Origin of the sequence: Saccharopolyspora antimicrobica (assembly GCF_003635025.1) — a bacterium.
GTDB classification, from domain to species: domain Bacteria; phylum Actinomycetota; class Actinomycetes; order Mycobacteriales; family Pseudonocardiaceae; genus Saccharopolyspora; species Saccharopolyspora antimicrobica.
In genome coordinates, this window is sequence record NZ_RBXX01000002.1 from 5452885 (window position 1) to 5475184 (window position 22300).

Annotated in this window: 24 protein-coding genes; 15 read left to right on the forward strand and 9 right to left on the reverse strand. The window is 69.9% G+C overall.

Translation table 11 applies throughout. The features are described 5' to 3' along the window. Positions 1 to 44: 44 nt before the first annotated feature. Complete coding sequence (locus tag ATL45_RS38525) at positions 45 to 794, forward strand: hypothetical protein (protein WP_143121774.1); 750 nt, start codon at positions 45 to 47, stop codon at positions 792 to 794. Positions 795 to 928: 134 nt separating this feature from the next. Here ATL45_RS38525 and ATL45_RS26135 read toward each other — a convergent pair whose 3' ends face one another. After that, positions 929 to 1852, reverse strand: coding sequence for a LysR substrate-binding domain-containing protein (locus ATL45_RS26135; protein WP_093159345.1), 924 nt, complete (start codon positions 1850 to 1852; stop codon positions 929 to 931). A 163-nt stretch (positions 1853 to 2015) separates the two neighbouring features. On the opposite strand from ATL45_RS26135, the gene ATL45_RS26140 reads away from it, so the two are divergent. The 4 genes from ATL45_RS26140 (at position 2016) to ATL45_RS26155 (ending at position 6917) form a co-directional block, all read left to right on the forward strand. Continuing rightward, positions 2016 to 2819: an enoyl-CoA hydratase/isomerase family protein gene (locus ATL45_RS26140; protein ID WP_093159347.1), complete on the forward strand. Its 804-nt coding sequence runs from the start codon at positions 2016 to 2018 to the stop codon at positions 2817 to 2819. Positions 2820 to 2849: 30 nt separating this feature from the next. Then, positions 2850 to 4463: an acetate--CoA ligase gene (locus ATL45_RS26145; RefSeq protein ID WP_093159350.1), complete on the forward strand. Its 1614-nt coding sequence runs from the start codon at positions 2850 to 2852 to the stop codon at positions 4461 to 4463. A 140-nt stretch (positions 4464 to 4603) separates the two neighbouring features. Next, the gene (locus tag ATL45_RS26150; RefSeq protein WP_093159352.1) at positions 4604 to 5929 is read left to right on the forward strand and encodes an MFS transporter; all 1326 of its coding nucleotides are present in this window, start codon (positions 4604 to 4606) and stop codon (positions 5927 to 5929) included. A 97-nt stretch (positions 5930 to 6026) separates the two neighbouring features. Then, positions 6027 to 6917 (forward strand): aminoglycoside phosphotransferase family protein, encoded by an 891-nt coding sequence (locus ATL45_RS26155; RefSeq protein ID WP_093159355.1) that lies wholly within the window; start codon positions 6027 to 6029, stop codon positions 6915 to 6917. Positions 6918 to 6945: 28 nt separating this feature from the next. On the opposite strand, the gene ATL45_RS26160 is transcribed toward ATL45_RS26155, so the two are convergent. Together ATL45_RS26160 and ATL45_RS26165 are read right to left on the reverse strand one after the other, a co-directional pair. Beyond that, positions 6946 to 7269: a winged helix-turn-helix transcriptional regulator gene (locus ATL45_RS26160; RefSeq protein ID WP_093159357.1), complete on the reverse strand. Its 324-nt coding sequence runs from the start codon at positions 7267 to 7269 to the stop codon at positions 6946 to 6948. Between the two features lie 60 nt (positions 7270 to 7329). Beyond that, positions 7330 to 8145 carry an NAD(P)-dependent oxidoreductase gene (locus ATL45_RS26165; protein ID WP_170210354.1) on the reverse strand — a complete coding sequence of 272 codons (816 nt, stop codon included), beginning with the start codon at positions 8143 to 8145 and terminating at the stop codon, positions 7330 to 7332. Between the two features lie 319 nt (positions 8146 to 8464). On the opposite strand from ATL45_RS26165, the gene ATL45_RS26170 reads away from it, so the two are divergent. Continuing rightward, the gene (locus ATL45_RS26170; RefSeq protein ID WP_093159362.1) at positions 8465 to 9043 is read left to right on the forward strand and encodes a TetR/AcrR family transcriptional regulator; all 579 of its coding nucleotides are present in this window, start codon (positions 8465 to 8467) and stop codon (positions 9041 to 9043) included. Positions 9044 to 9091: 48 nt separating this feature from the next. Continuing rightward, positions 9092 to 9568 (forward strand): nitroreductase family deazaflavin-dependent oxidoreductase, encoded by a 477-nt coding sequence (locus ATL45_RS26175; protein ID WP_093159365.1) that lies wholly within the window; start codon positions 9092 to 9094, stop codon positions 9566 to 9568. Here ATL45_RS26175 and ATL45_RS26180 read toward each other — a convergent pair whose 3' ends face one another. Next, positions 9569 to 10330 carry a sulfite exporter TauE/SafE family protein gene (locus tag ATL45_RS26180; protein ID WP_093159367.1) on the reverse strand — a complete coding sequence of 254 codons (762 nt, stop codon included), beginning with the start codon at positions 10328 to 10330 and terminating at the stop codon, positions 9569 to 9571. 251 nt (positions 10331 to 10581) lie between these two features. On the opposite strand from ATL45_RS26180, the gene ATL45_RS26185 reads away from it, so the two are divergent. After that, positions 10582 to 10785: a hypothetical protein gene (locus ATL45_RS26185; protein WP_093159370.1), complete on the forward strand. Its 204-nt coding sequence runs from the start codon at positions 10582 to 10584 to the stop codon at positions 10783 to 10785. Here the strand turns inward: ATL45_RS26185 and ATL45_RS26190 are convergent. Further along, a complete protein-coding gene (locus tag ATL45_RS26190; RefSeq protein WP_093159372.1) occupies positions 10742 to 11605 on the reverse strand; it encodes a LysR family transcriptional regulator in 864 nt (287 codons plus the stop codon). The genes ATL45_RS26185 and ATL45_RS26190 overlap by 44 nt on opposite strands. Positions 11606 to 12167: 562 nt before the next feature. Here ATL45_RS26190 and ATL45_RS26195 point away from each other — a divergent pair. Then, positions 12168 to 13214 carry a glucose 1-dehydrogenase gene (locus ATL45_RS26195; protein WP_093159375.1) on the forward strand — a complete coding sequence of 349 codons (1047 nt, stop codon included), beginning with the start codon at positions 12168 to 12170 and terminating at the stop codon, positions 13212 to 13214. A gap of 102 nt (positions 13215 to 13316) precedes the next feature. On the opposite strand, the gene ATL45_RS26200 is transcribed toward ATL45_RS26195, so the two are convergent. Further along, positions 13317 to 13667: an ArsR/SmtB family transcription factor gene (locus tag ATL45_RS26200; RefSeq protein ID WP_093159377.1), complete on the reverse strand. Its 351-nt coding sequence runs from the start codon at positions 13665 to 13667 to the stop codon at positions 13317 to 13319. Positions 13668 to 13747: 80 nt separating this feature from the next. Between ATL45_RS26200 and ATL45_RS26205 the strand changes: the two genes are divergently transcribed. Beyond that, complete coding sequence (locus tag ATL45_RS26205; protein WP_093159380.1) at positions 13748 to 14986, forward strand: MFS transporter; 1239 nt, start codon at positions 13748 to 13750, stop codon at positions 14984 to 14986. Positions 14987 to 15006: 20 nt separating this feature from the next. Further along, a complete protein-coding gene (locus tag ATL45_RS26210) occupies positions 15007 to 15471 on the forward strand; it encodes a hypothetical protein (protein WP_093159382.1) in 465 nt (154 codons plus the stop codon). Positions 15472 to 15497: 26 nt separating this feature from the next. On the opposite strand, the gene ATL45_RS26215 is transcribed toward ATL45_RS26210, so the two are convergent. Beyond that, positions 15498 to 15905 carry a hypothetical protein gene (locus ATL45_RS26215; RefSeq protein ID WP_093159385.1) on the reverse strand — a complete coding sequence of 136 codons (408 nt, stop codon included), beginning with the start codon at positions 15903 to 15905 and terminating at the stop codon, positions 15498 to 15500. A 687-nt stretch (positions 15906 to 16592) separates the two neighbouring features. On the opposite strand from ATL45_RS26215, the gene ATL45_RS26220 reads away from it, so the two are divergent. Then, the gene (locus ATL45_RS26220; RefSeq protein WP_143121775.1) at positions 16593 to 17843 is read left to right on the forward strand and encodes a helix-turn-helix transcriptional regulator; all 1251 of its coding nucleotides are present in this window, start codon (positions 16593 to 16595) and stop codon (positions 17841 to 17843) included. On the opposite strand, the gene ATL45_RS26225 is transcribed toward ATL45_RS26220, so the two are convergent. Both ATL45_RS26225 and ATL45_RS26230 read right to left on the reverse strand, forming a co-directional pair. Continuing rightward, the gene (locus tag ATL45_RS26225) at positions 17826 to 18761 is read right to left on the reverse strand and encodes an NsdA family TPR-like regulatory protein (RefSeq protein ID WP_093159390.1); all 936 of its coding nucleotides are present in this window, start codon (positions 18759 to 18761) and stop codon (positions 17826 to 17828) included. The genes ATL45_RS26220 and ATL45_RS26225 overlap by 18 nt on opposite strands. 24 nt (positions 18762 to 18785) lie before the next feature. Then, on the reverse strand, positions 18786 to 19565 hold the full coding sequence (locus tag ATL45_RS26230; protein WP_093159392.1) for an IclR family transcriptional regulator: 780 nt from the start codon (positions 19563 to 19565) through the stop codon (positions 18786 to 18788). A gap of 299 nt (positions 19566 to 19864) precedes the next feature. Between ATL45_RS26230 and ATL45_RS26235 the strand changes: the two genes are divergently transcribed. From ATL45_RS26235 to ATL45_RS26245, 3 genes are all read left to right on the forward strand, one after another. Next, positions 19865 to 20575, forward strand: coding sequence for a CoA transferase subunit A (locus ATL45_RS26235; RefSeq protein WP_093159395.1), 711 nt, complete (start codon positions 19865 to 19867; stop codon positions 20573 to 20575). A 33-nt stretch (positions 20576 to 20608) separates the two neighbouring features. Then, positions 20609 to 21253, forward strand: coding sequence for a CoA transferase subunit B (locus ATL45_RS26240; RefSeq protein ID WP_093159398.1), 645 nt, complete (start codon positions 20609 to 20611; stop codon positions 21251 to 21253). A 141-nt stretch (positions 21254 to 21394) separates the two neighbouring features. Continuing rightward, positions 21395 to 22297 (forward strand): NADP-dependent oxidoreductase, encoded by a 903-nt coding sequence (locus tag ATL45_RS26245; protein WP_093159401.1) that lies wholly within the window; start codon positions 21395 to 21397, stop codon positions 22295 to 22297. Positions 22298 to 22300: the final 3 nt, after the last annotated feature.

Here is a 22300-nt window from a genome sequence, read left to right on the forward strand (position 1 = left end):
TGAGCTTGGAGTTGCTGTCATCCTCCAACAGGAGGAGGTTCGCCGTGATCAGCGGGTCTAGTGTTGAAGGTGAGTTTGATCGGTTGTTCCATTTGATGGAGGAATTGAAGGAGGTGGAAAGGCGCAGTCGAGAGCTGCTGGCAGAGGTGATTCAGGAGATCCAGTCTTTGGCTGGTCGTCTCGTGGGTCCACGAGCGATCAAACCCGAGGATGTCGGAGAGGGTACGTCCGCAGATGAGAGCTCCGTGGAGGAGAGCTCTGCAGAGGAGAGTCCTGCAGAAGAGAGTCTTGCAGAAGAGGATGCGGTAGCGAGTGATGACACTCGTGACCTCCGTGATGGTGAGAAGCGCATGATCAGAGTTCTTTCACGCCATCCCAAGCTGACTCGGACCCAGCTGGCCACCCTGAGTCTCCTCAAGGCAACCAGCGGAACCTTCTCCAGCTATCTGTCCAGGTTGCGCAGTCGGGAATTGATCAGTATTGATGGTGGCTACGTATCTCTCACCGGGAGAGGCTGTCGCAGTGCAGGTGTTCGTTCGGTCAAGCCCATGCCGGAAGGGGAGGTTCGTCGTGAGTGGCTCGCTGTTCTTCGTGGTGGCGCAAGGCGCATTCTCGAAGCCTTGATCGATGTCGGTTCAGTGGGGCTGACTCGCGATGAGCTTGCTCGAGAAGCTGGCCTCAAGGCCACTAGCGGCACGTACTCCGCGTATCTCGCGAAGCTCCGCAACAATGGTCTGATCGAGGTGGTGGACGGCAAGATCCGTATTACCAAGATCCTTGGGTGGGGCACGTGAAGGCGCCACCTTCCGGAAGCTGATCAACGCTGCGGCGAGCGGATCCAGGTAGCGCTGCTGGAGCGTCCAGCGCTCGCTGGGAAGATCACCAGTGGTTGCCCGTCGAGGTCGGGCAACCGCACCTGTTCCGATGCTCACGGTGCGGCCGCCTCGTGGTCTTCCTCGGTGTGGTGCCCGGCTGCGGCCAGACCGATGGTGGCGACCGCGGCGAAGGCGTCGATGGCGGCGTGCCTGCGGCGCGGTACCCACACCACGGAAGTCCGCCAGGACAGCGGGGAATCCTCCAGCGGCCGCCAGACCAGGCCCTTGCGCGGCTCGCCCGGTGGCGGTTCGTTGAAGTGCACTCCGCGTCCGGCCAGGACGAGGCCGTGCACGAAGTGCGGGTTGCGCGCGTGCCGGATCGCTCCCGGGCGGAAACCCTCCGCGCGGCAGATCGACAGGACGTGGTCGTAGAGCATCGGCGCCATCGCCCGCGGGAAGATCACCAGCGGTTGCCCGTTGAGGTCGCGCAGCCGCACCTGCTCCGAACCGGCCAGCGGATGCTCGACCGGGAGCAGCACGCCGAGCGCGCGGCGCGCGACCGGGCCGGAATCCAGGCCCGAGATGTCGCAGGGATGCCGGACCACCGCGGCGTCCAGGACGCCTTCCCGCAGCGCCGCCAGCTGCTCGTCGGTGGTGAGCTCGTGCAGGTCGACCAGCACGTCGGGGGCCCGTTCGGCGAATTCGTGCAGCAGCGTGCGCAGGGTGACGGGCATCGTGTCCGGCGGGATGCCGACGTGCACGACGCCGTTCTCGCCGGGACGCAGCCTGCGCATCGCCTCCTGCGCCGACTCGGCGCTCTCCAGCACCCGGCGCGAGTGCTCCAGCAGCAGCGCGCCGGCTTCGGTGAGCGTGACCTGGCGGCGGTTGCGGTCGAAGAGCTGCACCCCGAGCTCCCGCTCCAGGTCGCGGATGCGCTGCGACAGCGGTGGCTGCGCCATGTGCAGCCGGGCGGCCGCGCGGCCGAAGTGCAGCTCCTCGGCCAGCACGGTGAAGTAGCGCAGGTGGCGGAGTTCCATACCGCTTTGATATCACCGCGGGAGCGGAATGGTGTTGGACGCGGTCCCGCTCCGCTTGCTTGCATTCCATGCACCGGTTCCGGAACGCCCGGCCGGTTTCGCCGGATCATCACGCTCATTCACCGAATCTGGGTCGCTTTCGCGATCTCTCGGAGGTATTCGCATGAACGCTTCAGCTGCCACCGCTTCGAGCACGGAGACCGTCCTGCTGCGGCGGGAGGCGATTCCGGGCGGCACCGTCGGCGTGGTCACCCTCAACCGGCCGGCCAAGCTGAACGCCTGGACGCACGACATGCGCACCCGGCTGGTGGAGGTCTTCGCCGAGCTCGGTGCCGACGAGGACTGCCGGGCGGTGGTGATCACCGGTGCCGGCCGGGCCTTCTGCGCAGGTCAGGACCTCTCCGAGACGGCCGCCATCGATCAGTCCGACCACGCCGCGGCGGAGGCCTGGATCGACGGTTTCGACGTGCTGTACCGGGCGGTGCGCGACATCGACAAGCCCACCATCGCCGCGATCAACGGGGTGGCCGCCGGTTCCGGTTTCCAGTTCGCGCTGCTGACCGACCTCCGGGTGGGGCACGCCGGGGTGCGCATGGGCCAGCCCGAAGTGCGTTCCGGGATTCCGAGCATCACCGGGATCTGGGCGATGTGGGACATCCTCGGCAAGGCCAAGACGATCGAGTTCACGCTCACCGCGGAACTGGTGGACGGGGTGGAGGCCCAGCGGCTCGGGCTGCTGACCCAGCTCGTCGACGAGGACGCCGTGCTCGACGGGGCGATCGCGCTCGCCGCGAAGCTCGCCGAACTCCCGCCCGGCGCGGTGCAGCTGACCAAGGCGCGGCTGCGCGAGATCGACGACGCGGCGCTCACCGATGCCGTCGAAGCGGCGAAGAAGGTGCACGCCGCCGCCTACGCCAGCGGTGAACCGCAGCGCGAGATGGACCGCTTCCTGAGCAAGCGCCGCTGACCGCCACGAAACAGGAGTGCACCGATCCGCATGAGCACCATCGAATCCGAACGCCCGGTCGTGCCGCCCGGTGACCTCGCCGCGGGCGAGCGCGTTTACCGGGAGATGATCGCCGGTCAGCGCTGGCACGTGCCCGAGCGCTACAACATGGCCGCCGACGTCGCCGACCACCACCCGGGCGACCGGACCGCGCTGATCTTCGAGGACCACACCGGCAGGCACCAGGAGGTGAGCTGGGCGGAGGTCCGCGAGCGGTCCCTGCGGGTGGCCGCGCACCTGCACGCGCTGGGAGTCCGCAAGGGCGACCGGGTGGCGGTGCTGCTGCCGCAGCGGCCGGACACCCCGGCGACCTACCTGGGCGTGCTGCGCACCGGGGCCGTCCTGGTGACCATGTCGCTGCTGTGGGCCGACGAGCCGATCGCCTACCGGCTCGCCGACTCCGACAGCACCGTCCTGGTCACCGAGCACGCGGAGCTCGACCGGGCCCGGCCGCTCGCCGAGGAGGCCGGGGCCCGCCTGGTGAGCGTGGACGACCCGGAGATCGCGCAGCACCCCGCGGAGTTCGCCACCGCCGACACCGCGGCCGACGACCCGGCGCTGATCTTCTACACCTCGGGCACGACCGGTGAGGCGAAGGGCATCGTGCACGCGCACCGGACCCTGCTGGGGCACAACGAGTTCCAGTACTGCCACGACCTGCGGCCCGGGGACGTCTTCCACGGCGCGGGCGACTGGGCGTGGTCGATGGCCAAGCTCATGGGACCGCTGCGGGCGGGCGCGACGCACCTGGTCTACCGGCCCGCGGCCGGGTTCGACCCGGAAGGCCTGCTGGCCGCCATGGCGCGCAACCGGGTCACCACGGCGCTGGTGAACCCGACCTTCGTGCGCAAGATGCGCGCCGACGTCCCCGATGCGGGAACCCGCTACCCGCAGTCGCTGCGCGTGGTGTGCTGCGCCAACGAGCCGCTCACGCCCGATCTGATCGAGTGGTTCGACGAGCAGTTCGGCGTGACCCTGCTGGACTACTACGGCTCCACCGAGTCCTACCCGCTGGTCGGCAACTTCCCGGGTGTTCCGGTCAAACCGGGCTCGATGGGACGCCCGCTGCCCGGCTGGGACGTGGCGCTGCTGGATGAGCGGGAACGGCCGGTCGAACCGGGGCAGCCGGGCGAGATCTGCCTGCGCGCGGGCAGCAACCCGCAGTTCCCGCTGGGCTACTGGCGGCGTCCCGAAGCGTCGGCGAAGGACTTCGGCGGCGACTGGTACCACACCAAGGACCAGGCGGTCGTGGACTCCGACGGCTACTACTGGTTCCTCGGGCGCACCGACGACGTCATCAAGACCTCCGGCTACCGGGTGGGCCCGTACGAGGTCGAGGCGGTGCTGCGCGAGCACCCGGCGGTCGCCGACGCCGGTGTCGTGGGCGTGCCGGATCCGGTCCGGGGCCAGCTGGTCAAGGCCTGGATCGAGCTGGCCGACGGCTACTCGCCGAGTCCGGAGCTGGGCGAGCAGATCATGTCGTTCGCGAAGGCCAACCACTCCCGGTTCGCCTGCCCGCGGCTGGTCGAGTTCGCCGCGCGGCTACCGCGATCGGCCACCGGGAAGATCCAGCGTGCCGAGCTCCGGCGGCGCGATCTGAGCTGAGCGAGCGGTGGTGGGGCACCCGGTTCGCGGTGCCCCACCGCAGTGGCCCCACCCCGGGTGGCGGCCCCAGAACCCCATCGGTTTCCCTGCTACGACAGATGCCGGGCGCAGTACCGGACACAATGGACAGGAGTTCGGATATGCCACCGGACCAGCTCGCCACCGCCGCGCCGACGGACCAGGACGCCTCCAGGACGCGGCGGCGGGTCACCATCGCCACGGCCATCGGCAACTTCGTCGAGTGGTTCGACTCCGGCGCCTACGCCGTCATGTCGGCCACCATCGCGATGCTGTTCTTCCCGCGCTTCGACCCGGCCGCCGCGCTGCTCGCCACCTGGGCGATCTTCGGCGCCGGTTTCGTCGCCCGGCCGCTCGGGGCCCTGTTCTTCGGCCGCTACGGCGACCGGATCGGGCGCAACCGCGCGCTGGCGCTGAGCGTGCTGTGCATGAGCGCTTCGACGCTGCTCATCGGGCTGCTGCCGACGTACTCCGCCATCGGGCTGGCGGCGCCGCTGCTGTTGCTGGTGATGCGCATGGTGCAGGGGTTCTCCACCGGCGGTGAGTACACCGGTGCCTCCTCGTTCATCATGGAGTACGCGCCGGACGGCAGGCGGGCGCGCTACGCCAGCGTCGTGCCGATGACCGTCGGCGTGGCGGCGGTGGCCGGATCCGCGGTGGGCGTGGTGCTCACCGGCTTGCTGTCCGAGGACGCGCTGCAGTCCTGGGGCTGGCGGATTCCGTTCCTGATCGCCGGGCCGCTGGGCGCGATCGGTCTCTACCTGCGGTCCCGGCTCGCGGACACCCCGGTGTTCCGCTCGCTCGAGAACGCGGAGAACAAGACCCGGACACCGCTGCGGGACGCGCTCAAGGTGTCGCGCAAGCAGATCTTCGCGCTGTTCGCCTACAGCATCACCAACGCGGTGGGCTACTACTTCATGAGCAGCTACATGATCTCCTACATGTCGGCGTCGCTCGGCTACAGCAAGACCGAGGCACTGCTCACCAACCTGATCTCGATGCTGGCCTACACCGCGGCGTGCCCGCTGATGGCGATGGCCAGCGATCGATTCGGCAGGCGCCCGATGCTGCTGGCCGCCTGCGCCGGGTTCGCGGTGCTCACCATGCCCTCGTTCCTGCTCATGGAGATCAGCCTGGCCGGTGCGGTGGTGGGCAGTTCGGTGCTGGCCGTGCTGGTGGCGACGATCGGCACCAGCAACGTCCCGGCGATGGTCGAGATGTTCCCGGCGCACCTGCGGGCCAGCGGCTCGGCGATGGGCTACACCGCCGCCTACGTCCTGTTCGGCGGCACCGCGCCGCTCGTCGCGACCTGGCTGGTGGGAACCTCCGGCAACTCGAGCGCTCCGGCGTTCTACCTGATGGGAGTCGCGGTCGTCAGCCTGCTCGCGGTGATCTTCCTGGTCGCCGAGACGAAGTCGCTGTCGTTGTCCCGCACGACCATCCGCTGAGCTGCGGCGGGCGCTGCCGGGACTTCCGGCAGCGCCCGCTTCGCGGTCGGAGCGTCAGCGGGGCCGGGGCTTGCCGCCTCACTACACTGACCTCGCGATGACCGAGATCGAGATCACCGCAGACCTGGTCCGCGACCTGCTTCAGGAGCAGCATCCAGACCTCGCAGGGCTGACCATCCGCGAGGTGGCGGGCGGCTGGGGCAACCGGATGTGGCGCCTCGGGGACGAGTTGGCCGTGCGCATGCAGCGCATGGACCCGACCCCGGAGCTCCAGCTCAAGGAGCGGCGGTGGCTGCCCGTGCTGGCCCCGCGCCTGCCACTCCCGGTGCCGAACCCGGTGCGGTTCGGCGAACCATCCGAGCGCTTCCCCAAGCACTGGACCGTGATGACGTGGGTTCACGGTGAGCCGCTGGACCACGGCACGATCAGCCGCAGCGCCCACGCGGCCGACGCGCTGGCGGGTTTCCTCCAGGCGCTCCACGTGGCGGCACCCGCCGAGGCACCGGTCGCCGCAGACCGCGGAGCCCATCCCGGGGACTGCACGGACGGTTTCGAGGGCTTCCTCCGGGCCGTTGCTCTCGACGACATCGCTGCCGATGTCCGGGCCGTCTGGGACGACGCCGTTGCGGCCAGCGCGTGGGAGGGCCCGCCGGTGTGGGTGCACGGCGACCTCCACCCCGCGAACGTCGTCGTCTCGGACGGAACGCTCTCGGGCATCGTCGACTTCGGTGACATGTTCGCCGGCGATCCGGCGTGGGATCTCGCTGCCGCGTGGGTGCTGCTGCCCGCGGGCACGGCCTCGCGGTTCTTCGACACGTACGCGCGAGCGGACGAGGCGACGATCCGGCGCGCCCGCGGGCTGGCGGCCATGAAGAGCCTCTTCCTGATGCTCATGGGCCAGAACGGAGACCGCGGCCTCCCCGGCGGCAAGCCGCACTGGGGACCCGCGGGCCGGGCGGCACTGGATCGCGTTCTGAAGGGCGTTTGACGCGCACTGCTTCGGACTCGGCCTCGACTCATCTGCGCACGACGTGCTCGAGGCTCCACTGCGTCAGCGGTTCCAGTGCTCTGGTGAGCGCCACCCCTGCCTCGGTGAGGGAATACTCGACCCGCAGTTGCGTGCCGTCGAAGGCCTTCCGCGCGACCACGCCGTCGGCCTCCAGCTCGCGCAGCTGCTGGATGAGGACCTTCTCGCGGATTCCCGGGACCAGGCGGCGAAGTTCGCCGAAGCGGCGCGGCTGTTCCAGCAACTCCCACAGGAGGAGGATCTTCCACTTTCCGCTCAGGATGTCCACCGCGGCGTTCAGGCTGCAGAAATGCGGCCTCGCGCGCACGCTCATGCTTCGCACCGCCCAATCACCTCGTGCCCGAACAACCCGACGCAAGGGTAGTCCGCGGGATCAGGTGTTGTCCTTGATCGCCTGGAGCGGGTTCACGAAGTTCGCCGCCACGCCCTGGGCCTTCGCGGTGTCGATGATGTTGGTCAGCGCGACCCGCTCGACCAGCTTGCGCTCCTCGGAGACCGCCGCTGCGGAGTCGACCTCCTCGGCGAGCATCGGCAGCACCGCCACCATCGATCTCAGCCACGGCACCAGCAGCTCGTCGGTGAATTCGGCGGCCGCGACCTTCTCGGTGCCCACCATCGCGATCGCGTTGTAGGCGCCGGCGAACATGCCGTACATCGCGCCGAGCAGTGCCAGGTCGTGCAGCGAGGCCAGGCCTGCGTCGGTGCCCAGGAACTTGCTGGCGCCGAGCAGATCCAGCGCCGTCGAGTGGGTGTTGAACGCCTGCTGCGAACCGCTGTAGAGGATGACCGAGTCCGGGGTGCCGATGGTGGGCGGGATGGCCATGATGCCGCCGTCGACGTATTCGGCGCCCAGTTCGGCGGCCCATTGCGCGGAGGTGCGGGCTTCCTGCGCCGTGCCGTTGGTGAGGTTCACCAGCGCTCGGCCGGACAGCTCTTCGGCCGCCGGGCCGAGCAGTCCGTGCACGGCCGCGTAGTCCAGCACGCAGACGACGATCAGCGGTGAGGCCGCCACTGCTTCGGCTACCGTCTCCGCCCGCACCGCACCCTTGGTCACCAGCGGATCCGCCTTGGCCGCAGTGCGGTTCCACACCGTCGTCGGGTGGCCGGCGTCCAGGAACGCAGTGGCGAGGGCCTGGCCCATGGCGCCGAGGCCGATGACTGTCACCGGGGTGGATCCGGTGTTGACCATGTGCTTCATCCTCCTGTGGTGCGCCGACCTGGCAGTGGCACGGCGCTTCGGTGCGGAGATCACGATGCATCCGCCAGCCGCCCTCAGCATTGTGCTGTCATCCCGGTGGCGCAAGTACTTACATCGAGGTAATCACCTTGCAGGCGCGGGACATTCGGCAACTCCGAGCTTGTGTCCGATGTGGACTGTCGGGGATCGGTCCCGCGTGTCGTCCCGGCTCCGCAGGAGGCGCCGACCGCCGCGCGTCGGGACGCCGTTGGCGTCGGTGCTACTGTTTGGGCAGACGCCCTGGGCGACTGCCCAAGAAGAGGGGTTCGCGATGGGACCGAAGTCTGCTGATCGTGGCCGTGAAGTGCGGCAACGGCTGCTGGAAGCCGCGGCGGAGCTGATCGCCGAGCGTGGCTGGGGTGCGGTCAGCACCCGGATGGTGGCCGAGCGTGCCGACGTGGGGGCGGGGTTGGTGCACTACCACTTCGCATCGGTGCAGGTGCTGCTGTCGGCAGCGGCCGTCGGCGTGATGCGCGAGGTGGGCGCGTCGCTCGAACCGCTGCTGGAACGGGCGGACACGCCCGCCGAGGCGCTGGAACTCCTGCTGACCTCGCTGGACCGCTACACCGGCGACGACGCCGTCTCGGTGCTGTTCGCCGAGACCTACCTCGCGGCCACGCGCGATCCGGAGCTGCGCGGCCAGGTCGCCGAGGTGCTGGCGGAGTTCAGCGCACGGCTGGGCGGCTGGCTCGCCGATCACGGGGTGGCGGAGGCGGGCACGACCGCGGCAGTGGTGGGTTCGGCGATCGACGGCCTGATGATGCAGCGCGCGCTGCACCCCGGGCTCACCGCCGATGCCGTGCTCCCGGTCCTCGCCCGGCTGGTCGAAACTCCGGGCGGTGCCGGGTGAACGGCGCGGATCCGACCGGGAAGCACGAGATCACAGGGGAGAGGGCGCATGTCGGTGACCGACCGGAAACCTCGTGGATTGCTGCGCGTCCTGCTGCGCGCGCCGATCTACCTCTACCGCGCAGGGCTCGGCTTCCTGGCCGGGCACCGGTTCGTCTACCTCGCCCACCGCGGGCGGCGAACCGGAGCGCGGCGGGAGGTGGTCGTCGAAGTGGTGGGCTACGACCCGGAAATCCCCGAAGTGGTCGTGGTGGCGGCCTGGGGGAAGAATCCTGACTGGTACCGCAACATCCAGGCCGCACCGGCCATCGAGGTGCGCCTGAGCCGCCACCGGTGGCCGCGACCGGAGCACCGGTACCTCGATGCCGCTGAGGTGCAGCGAGTGCTGCTGGCCTACAGCCGGGCTCACCCGAGCGCGTGGAAGCGCTTGGCACCACTGCTGGGTTTCCCGGCGGACCCGGCCGACTCCCGCTGGCCGGAGGTCGCGGCGAGAACGCGCGCGATCGCCTTCCGGCCGCGCAGCTGATCAACCGCGGAGGAAGTACAGGACGGTCATCGTCACCGCAGTGGTCAGCACGATCCCGCGAACCACGCGGGCGGGCATCCGCCGGGCCAGGCGGGCACCGGCGAACCCGCCACCGATCGCGCCGAGCAGCACGGCGAGGACCGGCACGGGATGGGTCGGGACGTCGGAAGCGACGAGGAAGAGCACCGCGGCCGTGCCGTAGATCGCGGCCAGCTGTACGATCCGGGTGGGATTGCCCTTGGCCGGGTCGAGCCCGAGCCCGACACTCCAGAACGCCAGCGTGAGAATCCCGACCGCACCACCGAAATAACCGCCGTAAGCGGCCAGCACGAACTGTCCGATCAGGACGCTCCGGGCGCTCAGGTCGACCGGGCGCCCGATCGCGGTCGAGAGCAGTCGCGAGATGCTGCGCCCGAACGCCAGGACCACGGTCGCGAACGCGAGCAGCCAGGGCACCGCGACGCGGAACGACTCCGAGGGCAGCGCCAGCAGCAGCCCGGCGCCGACCGCGCTGCCGAGCAGGCTGGTCGCGGTCAGCGCGGTCCGCGACGTGGTGCCGACCTGGACCACGTCCTTGCGGTAGGCCCACGCGCTGGCGACGGCGCCGGGCAGCAGTGCCACGGTCGACGCCGCGTTCGCGGTGACGGCAGGCAGCCCCGCAGCGACCAGCGCGGGCAGTGTCACGAAGGTGCCTCCGCCGCCGACAGCGTTCAACGCTCCCGCCGCGACACCGACCGCCAACAGAGCGGTGAACTCCAGCATGCGGCAAGCATCGAATCCGGGCATCTCCCCGCACAACGTGACCAGAACCGCAGAGCGGCGAGGGAAGCGACCGCGCTCCGGTCGGGTCGCCTCGCCTTCGCCGGCGGCGGAACCGGTTCGGGATGGCCGCGACCTGCCAACACGTCGTGACCTCCGGCCGGCGCGTGCCCGGCGATCAATCGATTCCGGAGATGGGACTCAGCGAAAACGGGTGTTGGCCCGCGGGGGATCGCCCGGCCAACACTGATGTCATGGTGAGTTCTGGCCCGGTGAACGCGCCTTGGCCCGGCCTGCTGCGCGCGCTGGCCATGCGGCTGCTGGTCGTCGGGCTCGTCCTGTCGGTCACCGGCGCGACGCTGCTGGGGCTGATCGCACTGCTGGCCGGAACCGGGCTCCTGCTCGGTGCCGGGATCAGCCCACGAGGTGCTGGAGCAGGGCGCGAGCCGCCGGGTTGACCGGTTCCGGCTGCCTGCCCGCCAGGTAGATCGACCTGGCCAGGCCCGGCTGCTCGATCCGGGCGTGCGGGAGCCCGGTGCGCTCGGCGACCTGCGCGGGCACGATGCTCACCCCGAGCCCGGCCGCCACCAGCTCGATCAGCAGCGGCATGTTGGTGGCCTCGCACACCGGGTCCCGCCGGATCCCGGCGTCGGCGAACCGCCGGGCCACCAGCTCCTGCAGCCCGCTGCCGCTGAACTCCACGAACGCCTCGCCGTCCAGCTCCGCCAGCCGGACCCGCCGCCGCCCGGACAACCGGTGCTCGGGGTGGCAGAGCAGCACGAGTTCCTGACGCCACTCGGCGAAGCCGACCAGTCCGTCGGCGAGCGGCCCGTCGAAGGCGACGTAGGCGAGGTCGAGCTCGCCGCTGTCCACCGAGGACATCAGATCGGGGACGAGGCCCTGCCGCACGCGGATGCGCACGCCGGGGTAGCGACGCTGGAACGCACCGAGCGCACCGGGCAGATCGACGTCGGTGAGCGCCTGGATGGTGCCGATCGCCACGTGCCCGCGCGACAACCCCGCGACCGCGGAGACCTCACCGCGCGCGGCGATGACATCGGCGGCGATCCGGTGCGCCATCGGAACCAGCGCCCGCCCGGCCTCGGTCAGCAGCACCCGCCGCGTGGTGCGCTCGAACAGCTGCGCGCCCAACTCGGCTTCGAGCTTGCGGACCGACGAGCTCAGCGCCGACTGGACGACGTGCACTTCCCGGGCGGCGCCGGTGAAGCTCCCGTGACGCGCCACGGCCAGAAAGTGCTCCAGCTGCCGCAATTCCACCAGGAAGACGATACCTGCGATCTTCTCCCAGGAGCCGGACCGCCTCGCACACCACGGGCGGGCCGGGGCGAACGGGCGAGGCGGCCGGGCCGGGGTTGCGAACGGGGTGCGAGCAGGTCCCGGTGTGGAAGCGGGAGTGCCTTTCAGGTACGAGCCCGGGGAAGGCATGATTCTGCGTCCGAGCACCAGGTGCACCGGCCGTGCTGCGACGGGAGGTGCGGACGTGGCGCCTGGAAACCGCACTGCTCTCCGTGCACGTGGTGGCTATTGGTGTTGCTGGTGTTGTCGCCGTTAAGCCGGACCTGCGGCACGCCCAGCAGCTCGTCCGCCAGTTCTGCACCAGCCGTGGAGTCGTCGTACTGGGAGTGCGGGTTGTTCCGCTCCTACGCAGAGGTGCTGCGACACCTGCACGCCATCGGCGCGACACCGCGGCACGTCCTGGCGAATCATCCGCCCGCCATTGACAGCTGCGTCTGGCGGCAGTGCCATCGAGTGCAGGGCGGGGCGAGCGAACCTTCGGTTCCGCCCGTGCCCGCTCGACTTCGCAGGAGGGAGCTCGCGGGTGAAGGCAGCCACCGTGGTGCCGGGTAGGCCGGAGATGTCGGCGGTCTCCGAGCTTCCCGATCCCCTTCCGCAGCCCGGCGAACTGCTCGTGCGGGGACTGCTGGCGGGGTTCTGCCGCATCGATCGCGATGTCACCGAACGAGGGTTCGGTGCCTTGCCGCCGGGGCAGGACCGCATGGTGCTCTTCCACGAATCCGTCGGCCAGGTGATCCACGCTCCGGCCATCAGCGGGTTCCACGAAGGGGACCACGTGGTCGGTGTCGTCCGGCGTCCGGACCCGCAGCCGTGCGAGGCCTGCGCTGCCGGGCAGTGGGACTTCTGCCTCAACGACCGGTACACCGAGTGCGGCATCCGGGGACTGGACGGCTTCGGTGCTCAGCTGTGGACCGTCGAGCCGCGGTTCGCGATCAGATGCGGTCCCGCGCTCGGCGACCTGGCGGTGCTGACCGAGCCCGCCTCGGTGGTGGCCAAGGCCTGGGAGCAGGTCGACATGATCGGTCGACGCGCTTACTTCGCCCCCCATCGCGCGCTGGTGACCCGTGCTGGGCCGATCGGCCTGCTCGCCGCGCTGCTGGGCATCCAGCGCGGCTTGGAGGTGCACGTGCTCGACCAGGTCGTGGAGGGGCCCAGACCCGATCTGGTCCGCGCACTTGGCGCCACCTACCACACCTCGCTGGACGATCTGCGCCGCGAGCCGGAGATCGTGATCGAGACGACCGGATCCGGCAGACTGGTGTTCGAGGTCCTGCAGCACACCGCGCGCAACGCGATCACGGTGCTGACCGGTCTCGCGGGCCACCACCGCACCGTGCCGTTCCCCGCCGAGATGGCGATCGGCGCCGAGTTGATGCTGGACAACGACGTCATCGTGAGCAGCGTCAACGCCAACCTCCGCCACTACGACCAGGCAGTGCGCGCGCTGGCCGGAGCCGATCGCAGCTGGCTGGAATCCCTGATCAGCCGCCGGATCCCGCTGCGCAACTGGACCGACGTCTTCGACACGGGACCCGACGACGTGAAGGTCGTCGTGGACCTCCAGTCCTGACCGGATGAACCCGCGCGCTTCAGGGCGAACACGAGCGCCGGCGTTGTTTCGGGGCTGGTTGTCCGGGCGTGTCCGCCCAGCAGCGCTCACGGGCCGTTGCGATCAGCCGGACCAGCCGGCGATCGCGGCATGTCCCTGGGGGACGGCGAGGTCGAGGAGGCCCGGGAAGCGCGCGTCGAGGTCGTCGCGGCGGAGCCGGTTCAGTCGCCGGGTGCCCTCGTCGCGCTGGTAGATCACCCCTGCTTCGCGCAGGACCTTGAAGTGGCCGCTCTGCGTGGACTTGCTGACCGGCAGCGCGAAGGTCGTGCAGGCCAGTTCGCCGTCGGGCTCGACATCGGCCAGCCGCGCGACGATGGCCAACCGGACGGGATCGCTCAGCGCGTTCAGCACGGCCGTGAACTCCAGCTGGGCCCGAGCGGGGTGCACGAGCTCGGTCGCGGTGCGGCTTGCCATGTCGCCACCCTATCAAACATGTTCGCAATATCCGAACATGTGTTATGTTCGCCAAATCCGAACATAGGAGGGTGCGGGCGATGCGGATCGAACGACGGAGCAGTCCTGTCCCGGCGAGTCCGTCCGCCGGTGAACCCGGGGCACCGGGGGAGCGGGCGAAAGCGTGGCGGTTCTGGGGCGCGGCGTACGCGCTGCTGGTCCTGTTGACCGGTACGAACCTGCCGACGCCGCTGTACCGGGACTACGAGCAGCGCTTCGGGTTCTCGCCGCTGGTGGTCACGCTGATCTTTGCCGCGTACGTGGCTGTGCTGATCCCGTCCTTGCTGGTGGCAGGGCCGCTGTCCGACGCGATCGGCCGGCGTCGAGTGCTGCTGCCCGCCGTGGTGGCGGCGGCGCTGGGATCGCTGGGGTTCGCGCTCGCGTCGGGCACCGGGTGGTTGTTCGCGGCCCGAGTCCTGCAAGGCCTGGCCGTCGGCCTCGCGGCGGGGCCGTTGACCGCGGCCCTGACCGAACTCGAACCCAGCGGCGACCACCGCAAGGCGGCCCTGGTGTCCACTGTCGTGTCCGTGGGAGGCCTGGGGATAGGTCCGGTGCTGGCAGGTCTGCTCGCCCAGTACGCCCCCGCGCCGCGCGTGCTGCCGTTCGTCGTGGAGATCGTGCTGCTGCTCCTCGCCGCAGCCGCCATCCGCGCGCTTCCCGATGCGCGAGCGACGGCCCGGTGGCGGCCGCGCCGACCCGAGATCCCGGCCGCGATGCGGTCTGCGTTCGCGACCAGCGGCACGGCCAACTTCCTCGCGTTCGCCGTGATCGGGCTGTTCCTCGCCCTCGTCCCCACCTACGTCGCTGCCCTCGCGAAAAGCACGAACCTGCTGCTCGGCGGCGGGGCGGTGGCGCTGATGCTGGCCTGCTCGGCAATCGTCCAGCTCGTTAGCCACGGCAAGCCGCCGCACGCCCTGCAGCGCGCTGGTCTGCCGGTGCTGGCCGTCGGTCTGGGCCTGCTCGCCCTCGCGGGCAGCCTGTCATCGCTGGTCCTGCTGCTGATCGCGACCGCGCTCGCCGGCGTCGGCCAGGGCTTGGTGTTCCTCGGCGGTCTCACCGCGATCAACCACGCCGCACCGGCCGACCGCCGCACCGAGGTCCTGTCCAGCTTCTACGTGATCGTCTACAGCGGCGTCGGCCTGCCCGTCATCGGCGTCGGCTTCCTCGCCACCGGCATAGGTCTCGTTCCCGCCGTGCGGGACTTCGCCGTGGCCGTCGCCGTGCTGTGCCTGATCGTGCTGTTCGCACTGCGCCGCACTCCCACCATGCCGACCAACTGACAGCGTTCCTGGAGATCCTCGTGGACACCGCAGAAATCGACGCCGCGTACCGAAACCTGCTCAGCATCGCCGAATCCATCGCAGCCCCGAACGAGCGATCGCTCGTCGACTGGACGCTCAGCCACATCGCGCTCAGCGACCGCATCCTCGCTGGCACGGCTCGAGACGTCCTGGCGGGCGTGCCCCCGGTCGTCGACAACCGCAGCGCCATGGACGACGCCACCATCACCGCGCTGATCGCCTCGACCAGCCACGACCAGCGGGTCGACATGGTGCGCCGCAACGCCGCCGACCTCGCCTCCGCGATCAGGGCGATCCCCGCCCGCGCCGCCGCGACACCGGTGCTCCTCCGACTGGTCGATCGCGAGGGCCGCTCCCTCCCGGAGCAGTGCCTGCCCTGGAGCGACCTGGTCGAACTCCGCGCCACCGAGCACATCCCCGGACACGCCGCGAGACTTGCCACGCACTCGCACCGACCCTCGTGAGCACTTGTCAGTGCGGCCATCGGCACTCACGAGATGCAGGGTGCTGCGACGTGCTCGGCTCGGCAGTTCGTGGTGTCGCTTGCTTCGAGCCACAGGTGCATCCGGTCGTACTCTCGGGCGAAGTCCTGGTAGATGCTGTGGCCTCCGCGGAGGACGGCGAGGTTGTCGGCTGCGTTGCGGGCGATGTGATCGCGGTCGGCGACGTGGCCCCGGCCGCCGCTGGGGCCGATGAAGTGGACGGGTGTCCGGTGGGCGTGCCTGCTCATCATCGTGGTGACCCACGCGCAGGCTTCCTCCGGTGTGCGCAGAACCCGGTCGGGGATCCGAACCAGCCTGAGGGATCGCGGCGGGGGCATCAGCATCGTGTTGTTGGTGAAGGCGATGTAGGTGTGCCAGTGAACACCTCGCCAGTGCCCTTGATCCGATTCGACCACGGTCAAACTCCTTGTCGGGCATGCGTTCTCGACGTCGGCGTCTTGGTCGGCCTGCCGGTGCGTTACGGGGGCCGCACCGGCAGGCCGCTCCTGCACCGCCGCTGTCCTGGGAGGGCGTTCAGCGGCAGCGAGGTCGAGGGATGCTTTCGGTGGCTTTGACGAGGCATTCGGGGCATCGCGGGCGCGTGGTCGTCGGGTGGCCGAGCTCTGCCCACATCACCGGTGCGCCGCACGCGCCGAGCGGGTACCCGCGTTCGATGGCCAGGTGGGTTTCCAAGTCCCGGAGTGTGATCCCGGGAAGCCAGCGCGGATAGGCCTCATCCGCGCCAACCCGAAGGTCCACTCCTGAACCTGCTCCCGGAGGCGTGGGGTGGGGTCGGTCCCCGGCGCGGTGGGGACCGACCCCGTGCTCCCGCCTCGCGCCACGCAGGGGGAGGGGGTGCGTGTCGCGTTCAGCGGGAGGGGCCTTGTGCCGGGTGGCCTGCCGTCGTGCGTCGTACGGCTTGGTCCGGTGGACAGCGGAGGCGAGCGTTGGCGTCAGGTTTCCGGTCATGATCGAACGATCGTCCGTGATCGATCGACTACCCAAGGTCACATTCCGGTTGTCCGCTGTTGTCAGGTAGATGTCCGGTTGATGTCCGTCGTCGGCGTGATGACACGCAGGGCGCGCGGGGAGACACTGGGAGTGTGGGAAATCGGCTCCGTCAGTTCCGCAATGAGCGCCGCTGGCGTCAGCGCGACCTCGCCGATCAGGTCGAGGTGCTGTCCCGGCGAGTGCTGAACGAGACTTTGAGCGTCACCGAGCGCACGATCAGCCGATGGGAAGGTGGCGAAACTCCGTCGCTTCCGGCTCAGCGAGTTTTGGCCGCGGTGTTCGACTGCACGCCGGACGATTTGGGTTTTCCCGCACCAGCCCCGGGTTTGGCCGTCGTGAACGGGTTCGCTCCGGGAGACAGTTCTCCAGTGCGCGGATCGGACGGGTTCGACGCGTTCGAGCTGGTTGCCCGGCTGACCCACTCCGATGCGTCGGATGCGACGCTCTCGCTGCTCGCGCGGCGCGTGGATCGGCTTTGCCGCGACTACCCGGTCCGTCGGGCGGACGATCTGCTGGTCGAGGCGCGGCGTTGGCTGGATCGAACTCTGGCGATGGCGGAGCGCCGCCTTACCCTGGCGCAGCACCGGGAAACCTTGGTGCAAGCCGGATGGCTCTCGGCCCTCGTCTCCTGCCTCACTTACGACACCGGTGATGTCGTGGGTGCTGAAACCTGGCGTGAGGCAACCGAACAGCTTGGCCGTGAGACCGGTCATGCGGAACTGATCGGCTGGGCCTTCGAGATCGCAGCCTGGATGGCACTGACGTCCGGTCGTCCGTCCGATGCCGCCGACTACGCGGCAGCAGGTGAGGAGATCGACGGAACGTCTTGCGTCAGCGTGCAGCTCGCCGCACAAAGCGCGCGAGCCCTCGCGCTGATGGGAGATCGCGCCGGTGCCGAAGCGGCCATGGCCAGAGGGCAGGCGAGGCTCGCACACCTGCCGGCGCCGGTCGATCCAGACCACCACTTCGTGATCGACCCGGCGAAGGCGGACTTCTACGCCGTGGACGTGTACCGGATGCTGGACATGCGCCAGGCCGCGGCGGAGTACGCGCACCGGGTGATCGACTACTGCGAGCGTCCGGACGGCTCGATCCGCGCTCCGATGCGCCGCAGCGAAGCGATGATGAGCCTGGGTGCCCTAGCCGCGCGCAACGGCGAACTGGACGAAGCGGTGGCACACGGGCTCAGCGCGCTCGGCGACCCGCGCAAGTGCCTCCCGTCTCTGCTCACCGTCGCCCGGGATCTCGACGACGAACTCCGCAAGCACCGCCAGGTTCCTGTCGTTCGGCGATGGAGCGACGCGCTCGAAGTCGTCCGAGCACCGCTAGCGCTTGATTCCTGACGCTGGTCGGTTCATCGGTCTGGTCATGCTGCGATGCGCCAGACTCGTGAGCATGTCGTCCAGGGAGGACGGGACTTTGTTGCGGCGGGCTGTTCTTGCTGCTATGCGGATCCGTTGGCCCGCTCTGGCCGATGAGACTTTACCGGCGAGCTCGTGCAGCCGGGCTGCGGTGTTCTCCACTTCTCGCCAGTCCGATACCTCGACCAGTGCTCTTATCAGGTTCGCTCCGCCGATGAAGCGGGCCCACCGGTAGCGTTCGACGGTGGATTCCACCACCGTGGCGTAGCACTCCACCGCACTGGCCGGCTGGCCGAACGCTTGCCACATACCGCCTTCGTGGACCTTGAGCTCCAGATCAGTGACCCACCAGGACCATTCCGGGTCCGTGCGGTGCACGCCGTTGGAAAGATTCGACTGGGCGCGTCTCAGCACCGCGAATGAACGTGCGTCACCGAGGTCGGCGGCGGCGCGTGCTCGACGGAGGTCGGTCATCACGCGCAGCCGCGGAGTGAGCTTGAACGTTTCCATCAGTTGCACCGTGCGAAGAGCCGCACGCGGTTGCTTCACCTCTTGAGCCTGCATCGCGATGTTCCCGAGGATGAACAACTCCATGTTGCGGTCTCCGGCCGAGCGCGCCAGGCGCAGCGCTTCGAAGTTCAGGGTTCGAGCAGCGTCGAAGTGCATCGAGTCGAACGCGAGCCAACCGGCCACTTCGCCGAGCTCCGCGGTGACCGCGGTGAGATCGCGTTCGGTGGACGGTTCGTAGCTGCGCGCCGCGAGCCGGGCCGATGCCGAGCGGAACAACCGTGCGGCCAGCGGCGCGAGCTCCGCTCCGCCTTGCTGACCATCCAGCCCGACGAGGTGGGAAATGCTCTGGCGCAGTTGCTCTACCTGATCGCTCTGCCCGGAGGTGGACATGGTGCACCCTCCCGAATCGTGGGTTCAGCGGAAGCCGGGGGTGTCGAGGGTTCGGGTGAGGGTGTGGGCCTCGTGGAGGAGCAGGGCGCCCAGTTCCGGTTGGCGGTCCGGGCGGAAGCGGGTCTCGATGCCCGTCAGCGTCAGGGCCCACGCCGGCTGGCCGTCGCGGTCGAACACCGCTGCCGCCATGCCCCAGCTGCCCTCCACCACCAGGCCGGGGTTGACCGCGTAACCGTGCTGGCGGGTGCGGGCGATGCGGGCGCGGATCGCCTCGGGGGAGTGCGCCCGGCCCCAGCGGGCGGTCAGGTCGGTGTGCTCCAGGTAGGCGTCGACCTCCGCGTCGTCGAGGAACGAGAGGATCACCAGGCCCGCGGAGACCACGCCGAGCGGGAACCGAGCGCCTTCGTAGAGCACGAACGAGCGGATCGGGAAGTCGCCGTCCTCGCGCAGCAGGCACACCGTCTCGGCACCTCGCAGCGCCGAGAAGAACGCGCTCTCACCGGTCTTGGCGGCCAGCCGGTGCACGCTCGCGCGGGCGTGGTGCGTCACGTCGTAGCGGTGGCCCGCCGTCTGCCCCAGCAGGTACAGCTCCGGGCCGAGGAACCAGCGGCCGGTGCGCCGGTCGCGGTCGACGAAGCCCTCCTCGGCCAGTGAGCTGAGCAGGCGGTGCACGGTCGGCCGGGGGAGATCGGTCGCCCTGGCCAGGTCGACCGTGGCGGCACCGGTCTCGTTGGCCGCCGACAGCGCCCGGAGCACGGCGCCGACCCGGCCGATCAGGTGCGCGTTCGGGCTGCTGCTGCTCATGCGGTTCCGCCTCTCCGCGATTTGCAGTGGTGGTTGCGTTTGGCAGTGATCTTGCGTTCGGGGGTTTCTCGTGGCTGGTTCGCGTCACGGTCCCCTGAGGTGCGGTTGGGCAGGGCTGGGGCTGGCGCGGGAGCTGCTCATGGCCATCAACCGTAGCGTCCACTCAGTGAACGCTTCGTGCTGAGCCCGGTCGCCGGTCGAACGATTCAGCGGTGATCGATCCCGGTTTGTTGCGGTGAACGGGGGTACGATTCTTTACTGCTGCTGTTCGTCCAGCGGACCGATGGAGAGGTGATCAGGTGTCCAAGCTGCGCTCGAGTGCGGCCGAGGCGCTGGCCGGGGTGCTCGAAGACGGGATGACGATCGCCGTCGGCGGGTTCGGCCTGTGCGGCAACCCGAACGATCTCATCGAGGTCGTCCGGGACAGCGGGGTCACCGGGCTGACGGTGGTCTCCAACAACATGGGCGTGGACGGCAAGGGGCTCGGGCTGCTGCTGGAGAACCAGCAGGTCGCCAAGGTGATCGCCTCCTACGTGGGGGAGAACAAGCTGTTCGCCGAGCAGTACCTGGACGGGACGCTGACCGTGGAGTTCGCGCCGCAGGGCACGCTGTCGGAGCGGATGCGCGCCGGTGGCGCGGGAATCGCCGCGTTCTACACCCGCGCGGGCGTCGGGACCCCGGTCGCCGAGGGCAAGCCGCACGCGGAGTTCGACGGGCACACCTACGTGCAGGAACGGGCGATCGTGGCCGATGTGGCGCTCGTGCACGCCCACACCGCCGACCCGGCGGGCAACCTCGTCTACCGGTCGAGCGCGCGGAACTTCAACCCGGTCGTGGCGACCTGCGGGAAGGTGACGGTGGTCGAGGCCGAGCACCTCAGCGAGGAGTACCTGGACCCGGAGGTGGTGGTGACCCCGGGGATCTACGTCCACCGGCTGGTCCAGGCCGTCCCGCGCGTCAAGGCCATCGAGAAGCGCACCGTGCGGCCCCGCGTTCCCGCGGCCGACTAGTCCCCACTCCGCACATCCTCCCTGGGAGCAACCATGACCTGGACTCGTGAAGAGATGGCGGCCATCGCCGCCGCCGAACTCCGCGACGGCGACTACGTCAACCTCGGCATCGGCATCCCCACGCTGGTCGCCAACCACATCCCGGAAGGGGTGCGGGTGACGCTGCAGAGCGAGAACGGAATCCTGGGCCTCGGCCCGTTCCCCTACGAGGGGGAGGAGGATCCCGACCTCATCAACGCGGGCAAGCAGACGGTCACGATCAACCCCGGGGCCAGCTACTTCGACTCGGCGGCCTCCTTCGCGATGATGCGCGGCGGGCACATCGACATCGCCATCCTGGGTGCGCTGCAGGTCGCCGAGAACGGTGACCTGGCGAACTGGACGATCCCCGGTGCGCTGGTCAAGGGCATGGGCGGCGCGATGGACCTGGTCGTCGGCGCCCGCCGGATCGTGGTGCTCACCGACCACGTCGCCAAGGACGGCTCGCCGAAGATCGTCGAGAAGTGCACGCTGCCGCTGACCGGCGCGGGCGTGGTCAACCGGATCGTCACGGACCTGGCGGTCCTCGACGTGACCCCGGAGGGCCTCCGGCTGGCCGCGCTCGCGCCCGGCGTCACCGAGGAGGAAGTCCGGGAGAAGACCGGTGCCCCGATCCAGCAATCCGTCCCGGTGAGCTGACTCCCCGCCGCGGCCGCCGCGCCCTGCAGTCCTCTGTGGATGGTCAGGTGCGGCGGCCGTCGCTTTTCCCGGCCGGGCCCGGGATTCGCCCTTGCGGGTAGGGTCGACTCCGAAGTCGGCCTTGGGTGACGAGGAGTTGGTGTGCGGGCTTACGGTTTCTCCGAAGTGGGCGGTCCGGAGCGGGAGTGCTTCTTCGACCTGCCGGTGCCCGAGCCCGGTCCGGGCGAGCTGCTGGTGCGGGTGCGCGCAGCGGGCGTGAACCCGGGGGACTGGCGGCTCCGCGAGGGCACCTACGGCGTTGCCGGGCCTGCGGTCCTCGGGCGCGAGGTGGCCGGAACGGTCATCGCGCTCGGAGACGGCGTGACGGGGTTCTCGGTCGGTGACGAGGTGTTCGGCGGTTGTCCGGGCATGGTCGGCGGCTGGGCGGAGCAGGCCGTGGTCACCGCGTCCTTCACCGCGCACCGGCCCGCCGGAGTGGCGCCGGAGGCCGCCGCGGTGCTGCCGGTCGCGGCGGGGACCGCGCACGACGCGCTGAACGACCTCGGCCTGCCTGCCGGGGCGACCTTGCTGGTCAACGGTGCCGGTGGCGGAGTGGGGATTCCGGTCGTGCAGCTCGCGCGCGCCCGGGGGATCTCGGTGGTGGGAGTGGCGAGCCCGGCCAAGCACGAGCTCCTCGCCGGGTTCGGCGCGACTCCGGTGGCCTACGGCGACGGTGTCCTGGAGCGGGTGCGCGCCGCCGCGCCGGACGGCGTCGACGCCGTCTTCGACCTGGCCGGCGGGGCGGCGCTGCGCACCGTCGCCGAGCTGGTCGAGGACCGGACGAAGCTGCTGTCGGTGGCCGACAAGCCGCTGGCCGCCGAGCTCGGTGGCCGGACGGTCGTGCGGGACCGCAGCACCGCCGTCCTCGCCGAGCTGGCGAGACTGGTCCTCGCGGGCGAGCTGGACCCGTTGGTCAAGCAGGTCCGGCCGCTCGACGAAGCCGGTGCGGCGCTCGCCGAGGTCGAGCGCGGGCACGCGGCGGGCAAGATCGTCCTCGTTCCGTGAAAA

What these genes read in the sequence shown, in the direction of transcription:
- ATL45_RS26140 (WP_093159347.1), top strand. Translation starts at nt 2,016, where the DNA reads ATGAACGCTTCAGCTGCCACCGCTTCGAGCACGGAGACCGTCCTGCTG.
- ATL45_RS26150 (WP_093159352.1), top strand. Translation starts at nt 4,604, where the DNA reads ATGCCACCGGACCAGCTCGCCACCGCCGCGCCGACGGACCAGGACGCC.
- ATL45_RS26160 (WP_093159357.1), bottom strand. Translation starts at nt 7,269, where the DNA reads ATGAGCGTGCGCGCGAGGCCGCATTTCTGCAGCCTGAACGCCGCGGTG.
- ATL45_RS26240 (WP_093159398.1), top strand. Translation starts at nt 20,609, where the DNA reads ATGACCTGGACTCGTGAAGAGATGGCGGCCATCGCCGCCGCCGAACTC.
- ATL45_RS26200 (WP_093159377.1), bottom strand. Translation starts at nt 13,667, where the DNA reads ATGGCAAGCCGCACCGCGACCGAGCTCGTGCACCCCGCTCGGGCCCAG.
- ATL45_RS26165 (WP_170210354.1), bottom strand. Translation starts at nt 8,145, where the DNA reads ATGGTCAACACCGGATCCACCCCGGTGACAGTCATCGGCCTCGGCGCC.
- ATL45_RS26135 (WP_093159345.1), bottom strand. Translation starts at nt 1,852, where the DNA reads ATGGAACTCCGCCACCTGCGCTACTTCACCGTGCTGGCCGAGGAGCTG.
- ATL45_RS26175 (WP_093159365.1), top strand. Translation starts at nt 9,092, where the DNA reads ATGTCGGTGACCGACCGGAAACCTCGTGGATTGCTGCGCGTCCTGCTG.
- ATL45_RS26185 (WP_093159370.1), top strand. Translation starts at nt 10,582, where the DNA reads ATGGTGAGTTCTGGCCCGGTGAACGCGCCTTGGCCCGGCCTGCTGCGC.
- ATL45_RS26225 (WP_093159390.1), bottom strand. Translation starts at nt 18,761, where the DNA reads ATGTCCACCTCCGGGCAGAGCGATCAGGTAGAGCAACTGCGCCAGAGC.
- ATL45_RS26230 (WP_093159392.1), bottom strand. Translation starts at nt 19,565, where the DNA reads ATGAGCAGCAGCAGCCCGAACGCGCACCTGATCGGCCGGGTCGGCGCC.
- ATL45_RS26170 (WP_093159362.1), top strand. Translation starts at nt 8,465, where the DNA reads ATGGGACCGAAGTCTGCTGATCGTGGCCGTGAAGTGCGGCAACGGCTG.
- ATL45_RS26205 (WP_093159380.1), top strand. Translation starts at nt 13,748, where the DNA reads ATGCGGATCGAACGACGGAGCAGTCCTGTCCCGGCGAGTCCGTCCGCC.
- ATL45_RS26180 (WP_093159367.1), bottom strand. Translation starts at nt 10,330, where the DNA reads ATGCTGGAGTTCACCGCTCTGTTGGCGGTCGGTGTCGCGGCGGGAGCG.
- ATL45_RS26145 (WP_093159350.1), top strand. Translation starts at nt 2,850, where the DNA reads ATGAGCACCATCGAATCCGAACGCCCGGTCGTGCCGCCCGGTGACCTC.
- ATL45_RS26155 (WP_093159355.1), top strand. Translation starts at nt 6,027, where the DNA reads ATGACCGAGATCGAGATCACCGCAGACCTGGTCCGCGACCTGCTTCAG.